The 14623-nt window shown below is 69.2% G+C and carries 13 protein-coding genes; 7 read left to right on the forward strand and 6 right to left on the reverse strand.

Annotated features, from left to right (window positions below):
- Positions 1 to 21 precede the first annotated feature (21 nt).
- The 4 genes from LY12_RS14360 to LY12_RS14375 all read left to right on the forward strand — a co-directional run bounded on the left by LY12_RS14360 (position 22) and on the right by LY12_RS14375 (position 4686).
- Positions 22 to 708 (forward strand): HAD family hydrolase, encoded by a 687-nt coding sequence (locus tag LY12_RS14360; protein WP_253856842.1) that lies wholly within the window; start codon positions 22 to 24, stop codon positions 706 to 708.
- A gap of 17 nt (positions 709 to 725) precedes the next feature.
- Positions 726 to 2108, forward strand: coding sequence for a cysteine--tRNA ligase (gene cysS, locus LY12_RS14365; RefSeq protein ID WP_253856844.1), 1383 nt, complete (start codon positions 726 to 728; stop codon positions 2106 to 2108).
- A 4-nt stretch (positions 2109 to 2112) separates the two neighbouring features.
- On the forward strand, positions 2113 to 3081 hold the full coding sequence (rlmB, locus tag LY12_RS14370) for a 23S rRNA (guanosine(2251)-2'-O)-methyltransferase RlmB (RefSeq protein WP_253856846.1): 969 nt from the start codon (positions 2113 to 2115) through the stop codon (positions 3079 to 3081).
- 168 nt (positions 3082 to 3249) lie between these two features.
- The gene (locus tag LY12_RS14375) at positions 3250 to 4686 is read left to right on the forward strand and encodes an MBOAT family O-acyltransferase (RefSeq protein ID WP_253856849.1); all 1437 of its coding nucleotides are present in this window, start codon (positions 3250 to 3252) and stop codon (positions 4684 to 4686) included.
- Positions 4687 to 4805: 119 nt separating this feature from the next.
- On the opposite strand, the gene LY12_RS14380 is transcribed toward LY12_RS14375, so the two are convergent.
- The 3 genes from LY12_RS14380 to LY12_RS14390 all read right to left on the reverse strand — a co-directional run bounded on the left by LY12_RS14380 (position 4806) and on the right by LY12_RS14390 (position 8130).
- Positions 4806 to 5363: a DUF1697 domain-containing protein gene (locus tag LY12_RS14380; protein WP_253856851.1), complete on the reverse strand. Its 558-nt coding sequence runs from the start codon at positions 5361 to 5363 to the stop codon at positions 4806 to 4808.
- Positions 5364 to 5900: 537 nt separating this feature from the next.
- Positions 5901 to 6842, reverse strand: a complete 942-nt coding sequence (locus LY12_RS14385; RefSeq protein ID WP_308292120.1) for a hypothetical protein — start codon at positions 6840 to 6842, stop codon at positions 5901 to 5903.
- 136 nt (positions 6843 to 6978) lie between these two features.
- Positions 6979 to 8130, reverse strand: coding sequence for a cell division protein DivIVA (locus tag LY12_RS14390; RefSeq protein WP_253856853.1), 1152 nt, complete (start codon positions 8128 to 8130; stop codon positions 6979 to 6981).
- 111 nt (positions 8131 to 8241) lie between these two features.
- On the opposite strand from LY12_RS14390, the gene LY12_RS14395 reads away from it, so the two are divergent.
- The 3 genes from LY12_RS14395 (at position 8242) to LY12_RS14405 (ending at position 11790) form a co-directional block, all read left to right on the forward strand.
- Positions 8242 to 9471 carry a DUF445 domain-containing protein gene (locus LY12_RS14395; protein WP_253857407.1) on the forward strand — a complete coding sequence of 410 codons (1230 nt, stop codon included), beginning with the start codon at positions 8242 to 8244 and terminating at the stop codon, positions 9469 to 9471.
- A 279-nt stretch (positions 9472 to 9750) separates the two neighbouring features.
- Positions 9751 to 10428 (forward strand): hypothetical protein, encoded by a 678-nt coding sequence (locus LY12_RS14400; protein WP_253856855.1) that lies wholly within the window; start codon positions 9751 to 9753, stop codon positions 10426 to 10428.
- 45 nt (positions 10429 to 10473) lie between these two features.
- Entirely contained in the window at positions 10474 to 11790 is a 1317-nt protein-coding gene (locus LY12_RS14405; protein ID WP_253856857.1) for an alginate O-acetyltransferase AlgX-related protein, read from the forward strand.
- Here the strand turns inward: LY12_RS14405 and LY12_RS14410 are convergent.
- From LY12_RS14410 to LY12_RS14420, 3 genes are read right to left on the reverse strand one after another with little or no spacing between them, the layout of a single operon-like run.
- A complete protein-coding gene (locus LY12_RS14410; protein WP_253856859.1) occupies positions 11744 to 12637 on the reverse strand; it encodes a metal ABC transporter permease in 894 nt (297 codons plus the stop codon). The two genes, LY12_RS14405 and LY12_RS14410, sit on opposite strands and share 47 nt — an antisense overlap.
- Before the next feature lie 55 nt (positions 12638 to 12692).
- Positions 12693 to 13553, reverse strand: coding sequence for a metal ABC transporter ATP-binding protein (locus tag LY12_RS14415; protein ID WP_253856861.1), 861 nt, complete (start codon positions 13551 to 13553; stop codon positions 12693 to 12695).
- The gene (locus LY12_RS14420) at positions 13550 to 14617 is read right to left on the reverse strand and encodes a metal ABC transporter solute-binding protein, Zn/Mn family (RefSeq protein ID WP_253856863.1); all 1068 of its coding nucleotides are present in this window, start codon (positions 14615 to 14617) and stop codon (positions 13550 to 13552) included. The genes LY12_RS14415 and LY12_RS14420 overlap by 4 nt, the downstream gene beginning before the upstream one ends.
- Positions 14618 to 14623: the final 6 nt, after the last annotated feature.

Below are 14623 nucleotides of genomic sequence, written 5' to 3' on the forward strand. Positions count from 1 at the left end.
CGCACCGGTAGTGTCCTCCCCATGGCGATCCAGACGGTGATGTTCGACTTCTCGGGGACGTTGTTCCGGCTGGAACACCGGCAGTCGTGGTTCGCCGGCCTCGTCGACGACGACGGGAAGCCGCTCGACGCCGACGAGCAGGCGGAGCTGCTGCGCCGGATGACCGCGCCCGTGACCCTCACCGTCGACCTCGACGACGAACACCGCGAGGCCTGGGAGCGCCGCGACCTGGATCCGGAGCTGCACCACAAGGCCTACCTGGAGATCCTCAGGCAGAGCGGCGTCCCCGGCACCGCGCAGGCCGAAACGCTGTACCGGAGGCTCATCGACCCGGCCGAATGGACCCCGTACCCGGACACCGCAGCCGTGCTGAAGGAGCTCTCCGGCGCGGGCGTCAAGGTCGGGGTGCTCAGCAACATCGCGTTCGACATCCGGCCCGCGTTCACGGCCAGGGGCATGGACGCCCACATCGACGAGTTCCTGCTGTCGTACGAGGTCGGACTCGTCAAACCCGATCCGGACGTGTTCCGCACCCTCGTCGAACGCCTCGGCAGCCCCGCCGAAAGTACTCTCATGGTCGGCGACCACACCGCCGCCGACGGCGGAGCGCGCGACATCGGCTGCGAGTTCGCGCTGGTCGAGCCGCTGCCCACGGCCGAGCGACCCGACGGGCTACGGGCCGCCCTCCGCGAGCACGGCGTGCTGTAGCCCGTACCATTTCGGGCGTGGCCCTTCATCTCTACGACACCGCGACCAGGGACGTACGGGAGTTTCATCCCGCACGTAGTGGAACGGCGTCCATGTACGTCTGTGGGGCCACCGTCCAGGGCGTCCCGCACATCGGGCACGTTCGCGGCGCACTGAACTACGACGTCCTGCGCCGCTGGCTCGTCCACAACGGACTGGACGTGCTGCTGGTCCGCAACGTCACCGACATCGACGACAAGATCCTCACCAAGGCCGCCGACGCGGGCAGGCCCTGGTGGGAGTGGGCCGCCACTCACGAGCGCGCCTTCGAGGACGCCTTCACCGTGCTGGGCTGCCTGCCGCCGTCGATCTCGCCGCGCGCCACCGGTCACGTCACCCAGATGATCGACCTCATCCAGCGGCTCATCGACCGCGACGCCGCCTACGTCTCCGGCGGCGACGTCTACTTCTCCGTGACGTCCCTGCCCGACTACGGCTCGCTGTCCGGCCAGCGCCCCGACGAGGTGCAGCAGGGCGAGACGGGAGCGGACGGCAAGCGCGACCCGCGTGATTTCACGCTGTGGAAGGCCGCCAAGCCCGGCGAACCGTCGTGGCCGACGCCCTGGGGCGACGGACGTCCCGGTTGGCATCTCGAATGCTCCGCCATGGCGACGACGTATCTCGGCTCGGAGTTCGACATCCACGGCGGCGGCGTCGACCTCGTCTTCCCGCACCACGAGAACGAGCGCGCCCAGTCCCACGCGGCGGGCGACGGCTTCGCCCGGTACTGGCTGCACAACGCCTGGGTGACGCTCTCCGGCGAGAAGATGTCGAAGTCGCTCGGCAACATCGTGGCGATCCCGGAGATGCTGCGGAAGTGCAGGCCCGTCGAACTGCGCTACTACCTGATCCAGCCGCACTACCGGTCGACGATCGAATACTCCGACGAGGCGCTGGCCGAGGCCGCGCAGGGATACCGGCGCGTCGAGCAGTTCCTGCGCCGCGCGGGCGGTGCGGGCGAGGTGCGCGTCGGAGAGGTGCCCGGGGAGTTCGCCGCGGCGCTCGACGACGACCTCGGCTCCCCGCAGGCGTTCGCGGTCCTGCACAACACCGTGCGCGACGGCAACACCGCGCTCGATGCGGGTGACGAGACGAAGGCGCTCGAATTCGCCGAGTCGGTGCGCGCGATGGTCCACGTGCTCGGCCTGGACCCGCTGTCGGAACAGTGGCAGGACGCGGCGAGCCACAACGGCGAGGCCGGCGCATTGGCCGCGCTCGTCGACTCGCTCCTCGACGAGCGCACGCGAGCCAGGGCCGACAAGGACTTCACCCGCGCGGACGCCATTCGCGATCAGCTGACCGCCGCGGGCATCGCGGTGGAGGACACCCCCAATGGTCCGTCGTGGACAGTGAGGGATTGAGGACATGGCCGGTAACTCCCGTCGCCGCGGCGCGGTCCGCAAAGAGGGCACCAAGAAGGGGCAGGTCGTCGGTTCCGGCGGCAACCGCCGCAAGGGGCTCGAAGGCAAGGGCCCGACGCCGAAGGGCGAGAACCGCCCCGGGCATCCGAAGCAGAAGAAGGCCGCTCAGCAGGCCAAACGCGAGGACAACCGCCAGCGCGCGCAAAAGAAGGCCGCCGACGGTCCCGAGGTCATCGCGGGCCGTAACCCGGTGGTCGAATCGCTGCGTACCGACGTTCCGGCGACCGCGCTGTACGTCGCGCTGAACATCGACGCCGACGACCGCGTCAAGGAAGCCGTGCAGCTGGCGGCCGACAAGGGGATCTCGATTCTCGAGGTGCCGCGGGACGAGCTGGACCGCAAGACCGGCGGTGCGGTGCACCAGGGCCTCGGCCTGCAGGTGCCGCCGTTCGAGTACGCGCACCCCGACGATCTGCTCGCCGCCGCGCGCAACTCGGGTGAACCACCGCTGATCGTCGCGCTCGACGGCGTGACCGATCCACGCAATCTCGGCGCCGTGATCCGCTCGGCCGCCGCCTTCGGCGCTCACGGCGTGCTGCTGCCGCAGCGGCGCAGCGCCGGCATGACGGCCGTCGCGTGGCGCACCAGCGCGGGCACGGCAGCCAAGCTGCCGGTGGCCGTGGCGACGAACCTGACCCGGCAGCTGCAGTCGTGGGCTTCCGAGGGCGTGATGGTCGCCGGACTGGACGCGGACGCCACACTCGACGTCGACGGTCTGGACGTCGCCACCGATCCGCTGGTGGTCGTCGTCGGCTCCGAGGGGCGTGGCCTGTCCCGCCTGGTGCGCGACAACTGCGACGTCACCGTGTCGATTCCGATGTCGCCGGAGGTCGAGTCGCTCAACGCGTCCGTGGCCGCGGCGGTACTGATGGCCGAGGTGGCCCGGCGCCGCCGGGCGGCCGGGCGGGTGTAAGACACAGCGTGGCTGGGCGGGTGTAAGACACGGCGCGGCCGGGTGGGTGTGGCACCGCGGGCGTTCCTCGGCAGATGTGAAGCACGCCGCGGCAAGGTGCCGGTATCGGCCGTGCGCGCCGTGTCACTGAGCTAGGGTCTCCTCGGATCAGCCGAGGGGGCCCGCCGGATGTCGTTCGTTTCACCACTGTTCCTGTGGTACTTCCTGCCCGCGATGCTCGTCGCGGTGCTGGTGTGCCCGCGGGCGTGGCGCAACGGCATCATCGCGGTCGGCAGCCTGGTGTTCTACGCGACCGGCGCCGGGTCGTTCACGCTGCTGCTCATCGCGTGCATGGTGGTGAACTTCCTCGCAGGCCCCGCACTCGAACCGGACGACTGGGGTCTCGGCGGCAGTTCCCGCAGGCGCAGGTTGCTGATCGGGGTCATCGGGTTCGACCTGTCGATCCTGCTGGTGTGGAAGTACGCGGGGTTCGCCACGGAACAGATCGCGTGGTTCGCGCAGCTGTTCGGCGGCGACTTCCCCGTGGCCGAACTGGCCCTGCCCATCGGCATCTCGTTCTTCACGTTCCACCACATTTCGTACATCGTCGACATCTACCGTGGTGAGCGCCGCGCACTGCGCAACCCGGTGTCGTTCGGCACGTACATCGCGATGTTCCCGCAGCTGGCAGCCGGGCCGATCGTGCGTTACCACGAGATCGCCGATCAGCTTCCGCAGCACCGCCACCACCGGCTGGACGACATCGCCGCCGGATTCCCGCGGTTCGCGCTGGGCCTGTGCAAGAAGGCCGTGATCGCCGACTCGCTGGCCCCGTTCGTGGCGACCTGCTTCGCCACCCCCGCCGACGAGATGACGTTCGCGATCGCGTGGCTCGGCGCCGTCGCCTTCACGTTGCAGCTGTTCTTCGACTTCTCCGGCTACTCCGACATGGCGATCGGGCTGGGCCGCATGCTCGGCTTCCGCCTTCCGGAGAACTTCGCCCGTCCGTACTCCGCGGTCACGATCACGGACTTCTGGCGGCGCTGGCACATGTCGCTGTCGCGGTGGTTCCGCGACTACGTGTACATCCCGCTCGGCGGCAACCGCTCGGGCGGCCACAAGACGTACCGCAACCTGTGGATCGTGTTCGTGCTGACGGGGTTCTGGCACGGCGCGGCGTGGACGTACGTGATCTGGGGCGTGTACCACGGTGCGCTGCTCGTCCTGGAGCGTGCGACGGGCTGGGCAGCCGCGCCGGAGTCCACCGGTCCGCGGATCGCTCGGCGCGCCCTGACGCTCGTGCTGGTGATCATCGGGTGGGTGTTCTTCCGCGCGCCCGATCTCGGCCAGGCGCTGTCGATGATCGGGCACATGTTCGCACCGGACCTCGACGGCCTCACCGACGTCGCAGCCTCGGCGCTGACGAACCAGCGGCTGGTGTTGCTGCTGCTCGCCGCGGTGGTGTTCGTGCTGCCCGCGACCCCGGTGATGGGGCCACTGCTCGAATCGGCGCGGACCAGGCCGGCGAATGCACTCCGCGTCGGCGTCATGACGGTCGGCGTCGCCTACGCCGCGATCCTGGTCGCCACGGGCACCTTCAGCCCCTTCCTCTACTACCAGTTCTGAGCGAGGCGGCCCGACGACCGCACGTGTCCTGCACTCAGCACCGCGTGTCCTGCATTCGGGGCCGCAGCCGTGTTGCGGTTTCCGGGGATCGTGTTGCGGTTTCCGGGGAGGATTGCGGGTCACGTGTGGTCCGGCATCCGTTTCAGAATCCGATGGACGGTCAGCCACGTACGTGTCGTGATGTCCTTGCCGAACCGCCGTTCCAGCCAGGCCATGAAGTCCGGCGACGACGAGGACGTGTTGTCCGAGACGGCCAGGACCGCACGCGCGTCGGGGTCGTAGCCGACCATGCGCACCGCCAGTTCCTCCGGTTCGGGGAACGGCTCGGGCACCGGTTCGAGTGGCTTCTTCAGGAACGTCGCGGTCAGGTACGTCTCGCGAGCGTGCTGCAGCTCGCCGAACGGCTCCGTGCCGACGAGGGCCGCCAGTTCGCTGCGACTGCGCACGATGGTTCCACCGCCGATGCCCAGCTCGCCGCGCAGCGCGGCCTGGATTCGATCCTCGAGTGCGGTGGTATCGGTGGCTTCCGTTGCGAACACGATGTTTCCGCTGGACAACACCGAGCCGACGCCGGTGAATCCGAGACCGTCGAACACGCCACGCAGCTTGTCGTTGCGCATGTTCGGGTTACCGGGGCCGATTCCGCGCAACAGCGCGCAGTACCACGTCGACGTCACCTCATCACCGTAAGCCGTGCCTCCGACAACGGCGCGACCGAACACGAACCGGGCGCGGACGCGATGTCACGATCACGTCATGGACATCGCGGACCCGGGCCACACGAACGTCTTCCGGCGGCCGCGTTGTTCCCACCACGACTGCTGTACACCCTCGAAACCGGCCGGATCGGCCACCTGCTCGATCGTCTACTGATACCGATGTACCTCGAATTCTTCGACGCCTACAGCGACGCCGTCGCCGCGCACGGAAACCGTGAACTGCGCGACGCACTTCGCACGCGACGTAGCCGTCTGCCGGAACCCACACGGTGATTCCGCCAGGCCGACACGCCGCCGAAGCGACATGTCGGCAACCTGTCACGACGCCGGCACGCGGATGCGGATCCGTGCCTGAGCGCAGAACACGCGCATGGGTCATGCGCAACACGACCCCCGGAACCCGCAACACGAGCCCCGGAACCCGCAACACGGCGGGGGCTGCCCACTCCGAGCCGTGCTGCCTGCGCCGAATGCTGCTGCCTGCGCCGAGCGGTGCTACTGCTGGTCGGAGGTTCGCTCGTCCGGCAGCAGGGCAAGCTGCTCCGGCTGGAAGGCGTCGCGCCGCGGCGGGGGCAGCCACGCCTCGGGCCGGGTGGCGCGGTGCCTGCCCAGGTCGGCGAGGCTGATGGGCGCGGAGAAGTCCACGCCGTACGCCTTCGGATCGCTCACCCGCGCCAGACTCAGGCCGTCCGCGGCGACGCCGATGCCGATGGCCGCGACGTAGCTGTCGTCGAGGTCGCCGGTGAACCCCGTCCAGCCGCCCGCGAACTCCCAGATCCGCGCGCGCACCGACATTCCGTCCACGCGCCAGGTCACGCGCTTCCACTTCTCGTACCGCCGGGCATGCTGCTCGGCGTGGGACAGCAACGACTCGATCAGTCCGTCCGGCCGCGGCACGCTGCTGTCCGGCAACGTCAGGTTGACCAGACCGAACGCGGCTCCGAACGCCACCTCGGCCAACGGATCGCCGCCGCCGGGGCACATCGCGCGTTCGTAGCGCAACCGCGGCATGCTGCCGATGCGCAGCCCACGCTCGGTGTCGGAGAGCCGCTGGCCCAGCCACAACGCCCACGGCGCGCGGCCCGCCTCGCCCAGCTCGGAAACGGCCTCGGAGCCGGCGTCCGGTTCGACCGGCCCGATGTTGCCGCCTTCGAAGAAATCCACCCAGCGCGGACCGGGGATCGACGGATGCAATCCGTACACGGGGAAGTCGACCGGCACCGGATGTGGCTCCGCCACCGCTCCCCCGGAACCACCGAGGCCGACGTCCACCTCGTCGGCACCGCCGCTGTCGGTACTGCCGGTGTCGGTCGCCGAAGACTCGCTTGCCCCGGTCACGACCGCCTCGGCGGCCGCCTGCGGGACGACGGACTGTTCGGCACCGGCCGTCGCATCGCCCGCGGCGGCCTGCAAGGTGTCAGGCGTTCTCGTACTCACGGCGTGGATCTTGCACCCGTTCCGTCCGTATTGACAGCACCGATGTGATCTTCGCCGGTGCGTGATGACCCGTATCGGCCGATCGACCCGGCGTACTGTGGTCGCCACATACCGGCGTCACCCAGTCTCGCACGCTTCACGCCGATGTGACGCCTTTCCCCTGCCCACCGGACTTGGTGGAGCCGGGCTTCGACGTCGCCTGCGCATCTCCGGTGCCGGACTCGGCGGCCTTCGCCGACGTGCTCGTCACCTCGCCGGGCCCTGCCTCGCCGGACCCCGCTTTGCCCGGCGCCGCCTTGTCGGACGCCGTGTCGCCAGCCGCTGTGTCGCCCGCCGCCGTCTTGCTCGGCGCCGGCTTGCCGGACACTGCCTTGTCCGACGCCGACTCTCCCGACGCTGCCTTGTCGGCCCCGGCCTGCGTTCCGTTCTCCGCTCCGGTCTTCGCCCCCGTGGACGGCCCGCCCTTCGTTCCCGCCGACGTTCCGGTGGCCGTCCCGGCGCCGGCCGATTCGGAGGTCGCCCAATCGAGTGGTTCAGGTGCGGACCCGAGCTTGTCGAGCGCGTCGCTGAGTGCGGTGTTACTGGCCGCCAGGCGTTCGGCGACGGTCCGGCGCAGGTCGAGCGCCTGGGTGTGCTTGTCCTTCGCGTCGGCCAACCGGGCGTCCGCCTCGGCGATCATGGCGTCGGAACGGCTCTTCGCGTCGTCGGTGAGCTCCTTCGCCGCCTTCTCCGCTGCGGCCTTCGTCGCGGCGATCTCCTCCGCGGACTTCTTCTCCGCGGCGGAGATCTTGTCCTGCGACTCCTTCTCCGCATCGGCGCGCTTCTTCACGGCCTGCTCGTCGAGCCGGCCGCGTTCGCGCTCGGCCTCCTCGGCGAGGCGTTTCGCTTCGGCGCGCGCATCCTCGCGGGTCTTCTCCGCGTACGAATCGGCTGCCGACCTGGTCGCGTCGGCCTCCGCCTCCGCTTTCTTGCGCAGCTCGTCGATCTCTTCCTCGGCGAGCTTCATCATGGTCTTGACCCGCTCGCTCATCGCCGCGGGCCCGGTGGGCTCCTCAGCCATTCGAGTGAGCGCGGCCTTGGTTTCTACGAGCTCCTGCTGTGCGTGCCCGAGCGCCTTGGTCAGGTCGGCGACCGACGCCGTGGCGTCGTCCCGGCTGCGCGAGGTCTGCTCCAGTTTCGAGTTCAGCTTCTTGACGTGCTCGTCCACCTGCACCTGGTCGTAACCACGGAACACGGTCGTGAACGTGCCGGACTTGGGGGAATTCGGGGTGACGTCGGCTTCGGCCATTCGGCAACTTTAATGAGTTGGCAGCGCGAAGCCCATACCTCGCGTCACAACCGGTCGCGATACTGTTCTGCGGCGTGACCGGCCAAGGGGGAAGGAGACCGCGACGTGAACATGGACGCGATCGTCGCCGACATCTCGCAGCACTGGCCGCTCTACACGGCCATCCCCTTCGTCGCGGCACTGATCGGTTACGTCACCAAACGCGTCGCCATCGAAATGATGTTCCGCCCGATCGAATGGAGGGGCATCAAGGGAACGTTCCTCGGCTGGCAGGGCGTCGTCCCGCAACACGGCGGCCGCATGGCCGCGATCGCGACCGACCTGCTGACGAAGAACCTCCTCGACATCAAGGACGTCTTCGCGCGGATCGATCCCGACCGCATCACCGAGGAGATCGAACAGCCGCTGCTGCGGACGGTCGACGACGTCGCGCGGGAAGTGCTCACCGAGAACCATCCACGGGTGTGGGAACGCCTGCCCGCGGTCGCGCAGGACCTGGTGATCAAGCAGATCCAGGCGCAGACGCCGCAGCTCGTGCGGCAGCTGATGCTGGAGATGCGCGAGAACGTCGACGACTTCCTCGACGTCAAGGAGATGACCGTCCGGCGGCTCACCGACGACAGGAAGTTGTTGGTGAAGCTGATCCGCGAGACGTCGCGTCCCGAGATGGCGTTCATCGCGCGGTCGGGCATCTACTTCGGTTTCGCACTCGGCATCGTCCAGGCGTTCGTGTGGGCCGTGACGAAGAACCCGCTGGTCATGCCGATCTTCGGCGCCGCGGTCGGCCTGTTCACCGACTGGCTGGCCATCAAACTGATCTTCGTACCGCGGGAACCGGTCCACGTGACCCGCAAGCTGTACTTCCAGGGCAAGTTCCAGCGCAGGAAGGCCGAGGTCGCCCAGCAGTACGGTGAGATCATCGCCCGCGACGTGCTGACGGTGCCGAACCTGATGGACGCGATCCTGCGCGGCCCGCGGTCCGACCGGCTGATGGCGATGATCTCGCGCGTCGTGGCCGACGCGGTCGACGAACAGGCGGGCAACGCCCGGCCGCTGGTGACCGCAACGCTCGGCACGAGGCGGATCGAGGAGATGAAGCGCTCCGCGGCCGACAAGGCGATCGCGCGCGTGCCCGAGACGGTGCAGCACGCCGAGGGTTACCTGACCGAGGCGATGGCCGTCGCACGGCTGGTCGAGGATCGGATGAACAAGCTGACGCCCGTCGAGTACGAGGGGCTGCTGCGGCCCGCGTTCCGCCAGGACGAGTGGAAGCTCGTGGTCGTCGGCGGCCTGATCGGCGGCGTCGTCGGTGAACTCCAGGTCCTCGTCATGCTGCACTGAGCAGCGAACCGAACCGTCACGGCGCGTGGTTGGGCCACCGCACGATGTGACAACAAAAACGCCGGGGCAAGAAAGCGCCGAGACCATAAAGCGCCCCCGCCGGGAACCGACGGGGGTTGGCTCTGTGACTGTGCGAGGAGTCCTGCCCTCGCTTCTACCGGAAAGTCTAGATGAGACGTGAACCTTGAGCAATGGAGCTCGAGCCGGCAGGCCGACTATGTCATCGCCAGGCACATCTCGGAACCACGGCTGTCGTCCTACGTCACGCTCGCGGGCAACGTGACCGATGCGGTGCGCCTGTACCGCTGGAACGTCGAGATGTCCGGTGCGATCTACGAGGCCCTTGGGCTGGTCGAGGTCGTGCTGCGGAACGCCATCGACCGTGAACTCCAGAAATGGAACCTCGCTCGACCTGCGCCGACCGGCGAGCCGCCGTACGACAGCAACTGGATCGAACGTCCGGCTTCTCCCCTGTGGGGCGTGCTCAACAAGAGAACCCGCAGGGGTCAGGTCGTGTCGACCTACGCAACGGCAAGGGAGCGCGCGATCAAGGATTCGAACCTCAGGGATCCGAGCCACCCTCGTCGCCACCACCCGCCTGATCATGACGACGTCGTTGCCCACACGACGTTCGCGACCTGGGTGCACCTGCTGCCACACAAGCGGGAGGCCGACGGTCGGGTCGGGCCAGGGCCACAACGAGGTCTCTGGGCGCATGCCTTGCGGCACGCGTTCCCGTACAAGCCCGACCCGCTGGTCATCCACCACTGGGCCAATCGTCTCTATTTGTTGCGCAACCGCGTCGCGCACCTGGAACCGCTGGTGGCTACCGATGTCCTCGGTTATCACCGTTCGGCGGCCCGACTACTCCGCGCCGTCGACCCGACCATCGGTGACTGGTACAGCAGCATCAGCCGCATTCCGCATGTTCTGAAGGAGGACCGGCTGCCGCGTTGACCGGTATCGCCCACCGGCCACGGCGGGTGCCGATACCGTGTCCGGGTGACCGACACGTCCCGGAAGCTGCCGCCCGTGCACGAGGCGTGGCTGCCGCGCGAGCACTCGCTGTACCGCCCGCGTCACGGCGGTCGCCAGGTCACGGCCCTCGTGTGTGCGGCCGTGTTCTTCGCCGCGCCCGCGCTGGGGTGGGTGTTCGGTGGCAGGCCGAGTGAGATCGAGAACCGTGAGCTCGCGGGCTTTCCCGGCATCGCCGAGGGGTGGGGATTCTTCACCGGCATGCCGCAGTGGGCGACCGATCACCTCGTGTTCCGCGAGGGCGCCATCGAAGCCGCCGACGGCATCAGTCACGGCCTGTTCGGCGAGCCCGCGCCGATGGGCCAGGGCGAGGGCTCCGGCCCGATCCCGGGCGTGCCCGACGGTCCGCAGGGCAACGGCGGCGACGGCGATGCGCAGGACGGGCAGCAGCACAACCCCGGCTACACCGAGGTCATCGAGGGCTCCGACGGCTGGCTGTACTACGGCGACGACGTCAAGGGAAAGTGCTTCCCGCGGCGCCCCCCCACCGAGACCTTCGAACGCCTCGACCGGATCCGGCACGCCGTCGAGGCCTCCGGACGGCGGTTCCTGCTGACCATCGCGCCGGACAAGACGACGATGGTGCCGCAGCACCTGCCGGACAGCTACGCGGGCAAGGAGTGCTCCACCGAGGCGACCGAGCGGTTCTGGCAGCTGGCAGCGCAGCAGCGGAGCTTCCTCGACGTGCGCCCTTCACTGGAGGACGCCGAGCGGCAGCTCGGTCACCCGCCGTACTTCGCCAACGACACACACTGGACCGACGACGGCGCCGTGATGCTGACCCGCGACGTCGCCGAGACCCTTCAGCCGGGGGTGACGGACACGTGGCGCAGCCGCGGCGTCGGCTGGTCGACGTCGAACGGCGACCTCGCGTCGATGCTCGGCCGTTCCGAGCCGAAGACGTCCGTCCGATACCAGCTGATGCCCGACGGCAGCACCGACCGCACGCAGGACACGCTGCGCAAGTTCGACGGCCCGGTGCGCTACGACGCCGACGCAGGCAAGGACATCGAGGGCACCATCGGTGCGCCGACGGCCCTCATCGGCGACTCGTTCACGTTCGCCTCGTCGCGGTATCTGCCCGCCGCGTTCGCCGACCTGACGCTGCTGAGCTACCCGCAGCTCGGTGACCACAAGAAGGCCACGATCGACACGTTCATCCGCTCCGAGATCGTCGTGGTGCAGACCGTCGAACGCTCCGTCGCCGAAGGCGACCTGCCGCTGATCGACAAGGGATTCATCGAGCTGATGGAGCGGCGGCTCGCGGCGAATCCGATCCGCTGAGGTCGCGGAGCGCACGCTGCCTGCCACGCACGTAGGCGATGACGCGGCACACCAGGTAGATCGTGAACGAGATCGCCGTGACGAAGAAGCTCACGGGCGCCCCCGGCGCGAGGCTGAGCACGATGCCGCCCAGCGCCGCGGCCTCGGCGAACACGACGGCCAGCACCGTCGCCCGCCAGGGGCTCGCGGTCACGCGAGCGGCAGCGGCCGCGGGCGTCACCATCAGGGCGACGACCAGCAGCGCGCCGACGATCTGCACGCCGAGCGCCGTCGCGATGCCGACCAGGACCGCGAACAGCGGCGACAGCCACCGCACCGGCACCCCACGGGCCATCGCGACGGCCGGGTCGACGGTCGCGAACAACAGCGGCCGGTAGATCATCGAGAGCACGATGAGCACGACGATCGCCGAGCCGACGAGCAGTTCGAGGTCCTGCTGTTCGATCGCGACGATCTGCCCGACGAGGATGCCGAACTTGTTGCTGGACCTGCCGTCGTAGAACCACAACAGCAACACGCCGAGCCCGAGCCCGAACGACAGGATCACGCCGATCACCGAGTCGCGTTCGGACTCCCGCCCGCCGAGCAGGCCCAGCAGCAGCGCCGCGATGACGGCGCCGGCCAGCGCCCCGTAGCTCACGCCGATGCCCAGCAGCAGCGCCGCCGCAGCGCCGGTGAACGCCAGCTCGGCCGTGCCGTGGACGGCGAACGACATCCGGCGCATCACGATCAGCGGCCCGAGCGCACCGGCGACGAGGCCGAGCACAGCGGCGGCGGCGAGCGCCATCAGCACGAAGTCGAGTTCGAGCAGTCGCGCGGTCAGCTCGAAGTCGAACAGCTTGTCCATCAGTGGGCCTTCGTCGGGGATCGTCGGTGGGAATGCGGGCGTGGTCGCACACGCCTCACACGGGTTCGGCGTGATCGTGCTCGTGATGATGCACGGTGTCCTCGCACAGCGCGCTCTGCGCACCGGCGACGTGGATCTGCCCGCCGACCCGAACCACCTCGACCGGCGCGCCGTACAGCTCGGTGAGCGTCTCCGACGTCATCACCTCGGCGGGTGTGCCGACGCGGAACCGGCCGCCGACCAGGTACAGCACGCGGTCCACATGCGGCAGCACCGGATTGATCTCGTGGGTCACGAACAGCACCGCGGTGCCGGTCTCACGCCTGCGCCGCTCGATGAGTTCGGTGACGGTGCGCTGGTGCGTCAGGTCGAGGGAGGCGAGCGGTTCGTCGCACAGCAACAGGTCGGGTTCACCGATCAGCGCCTGCGCCACCCGGAGCCGCTGCTGTTCACCCCCCGAGAGCAGGCCGACCGGCGACGAGGCGTACGGCGTCGCGCCGACCGAGTCGACGGCTTCGGCGACCTTGCGCCTGCGGACCCGCATGCCGCGCAGGCCGGTACCCCACCGGTCGCCGTCGAGTCCCAGCCCCACGAGGTCGCGGCCACGCAGTGTCAGCTGCTGGTCCATGGCCCGCTGTTGCGGGACGTACCCGACGCGGTGGTTGCCCTTGCCGGGGGCGGTACCCGCGACACGGACCGTTCCCGCGCTCAGCGCCTGCAGCCCGAGCAGCACCTTCAGCAACGTCGTCTTACCGGAACCGTTGGGGCCGAGCACGGCGACGAACTCACCCGGTTCGATGCGCAGGTCGAGGCCGGACCACAGCGTGCGATCGCCGAACGCCAGCGCTGCGCTCTCGATCTCGACCGCTCCGCTCGTGACCGTGCGGCCGGACTCGTCGGTGCCCGTCGTGCTCACTGACCCAATGCTCCCGCCAACTCCTCGATCTGGCCGGTCATCCACGCAATGTAGTCGTCCTGGCCTTCGGGCAGTGTCTCGGTCATGTCGACCACCGGCACGTCGGCGTCGCCGGCCCCGCTCGTGAGCTTCTCGGTGACGGACGTGACGGTCTGCGGATTGTTGACCACCGCGTCGATCTCGCCGCCCTTGACGAGGTTCGTCACCCGCTGCTGGGCCGCCACCGGCACGTCGGTCTCGTTCTCGATCGCCCGCGTGTAGTCCTTGGGCGTGACGTCTTCGAGGCCCGCCGCCTCGAGCAGGTAGTGCGCGACCGGCGCGGTCGCCAGGACCTTCCCGTCCGGGATCTCCGAGATCTGCTGCTCCAGCCCGTCGAGCCGCTTCTCGAACGCCGCGGCGTTGTCGGTGAAGGTCTGCTTCTGCCCCGGCTCGATCTTCGCAAGCTCGGCGGCGACGTCGTCGGCCAGCTCGCCGACCACCTCCGGGTCGTACCAGACGTGCTCGTTGTCACCGTCGGCGTGGCTGTGCCCCTCGTGACCGTGGCCCTCGTGACCGCCACCCTGACCCTCGTCGCCGTGGCCCTCGTCGCCGTGGCCCTCGTCGCCGTGGTCGTGGCCGTCGTGATCGTCACCCTGCTGGGAGCGCAGGCCTTCGGGGCCGCCGCTCTCGCCACCGTGGCCGTCCTCGCCGTGGCCGTCCTGGTGACCGCTGTCGTCGTCGACGGCGACGACGGTGGGCTTGTCGGAGGCCTGTTCGGCGAGCTGGGTGAAGAAGTCGTCGTAGCCGCCGCCGTTGTGGACGAGCAGGTCGCCGTCCTGGACGTCCGCGGCGTCCTCGGCTGTCGCCTCGTAGGAGTGCGGGTCGGCGGAGGGGTCCTCGATGAGGGACTTCACCTCGACGTGCTCGCCGCCGACGGCCTTCACCACCGAGCCCCAGACGTTCGTGGACGCGACGACCGTGATCGCGGAGTCGTCGCCGGAACCACCATCGGATCCACCGCACGCCGTCGCCGCCATGAGCGCCGCCGCGATCGGCACCGCCGAGAATGCCCGCGCCTTGTTCATCGTCCA

Origin of the sequence: Prauserella alba (assembly GCF_024171735.1) — a bacterium.
Taxonomy (GTDB): domain Bacteria; phylum Actinomycetota; class Actinomycetes; order Mycobacteriales; family Pseudonocardiaceae; genus Prauserella; species Prauserella alba.

Excerpts from the sequence above, each read along its gene's own strand:
- LY12_RS14395 (WP_253857407.1), top strand. The coding sequence starts at position 8,242 with ATGGACGCGATCGTCGCCGACATCTCGCAGCACTGGCCGCTCTACACG.
- LY12_RS14360 (WP_253856842.1), top strand. The coding sequence starts at position 22 with ATGGCGATCCAGACGGTGATGTTCGACTTCTCGGGGACGTTGTTCCGG.
- LY12_RS14420 (WP_253856863.1), bottom strand. The coding sequence starts at position 14,617 with ATGAACAAGGCGCGGGCATTCTCGGCGGTGCCGATCGCGGCGGCGCTC.
- LY12_RS14375 (WP_253856849.1), top strand. The coding sequence starts at position 3,250 with ATGTCGTTCGTTTCACCACTGTTCCTGTGGTACTTCCTGCCCGCGATG.
- LY12_RS14410 (WP_253856859.1), bottom strand. The coding sequence starts at position 12,637 with ATGGACAAGCTGTTCGACTTCGAGCTGACCGCGCGACTGCTCGAACTC.
- rlmB (WP_253856846.1), top strand. The coding sequence starts at position 2,113 with ATGGCCGGTAACTCCCGTCGCCGCGGCGCGGTCCGCAAAGAGGGCACC.
- LY12_RS14390 (WP_253856853.1), bottom strand. The coding sequence starts at position 8,130 with ATGGCCGAAGCCGACGTCACCCCGAATTCCCCCAAGTCCGGCACGTTC.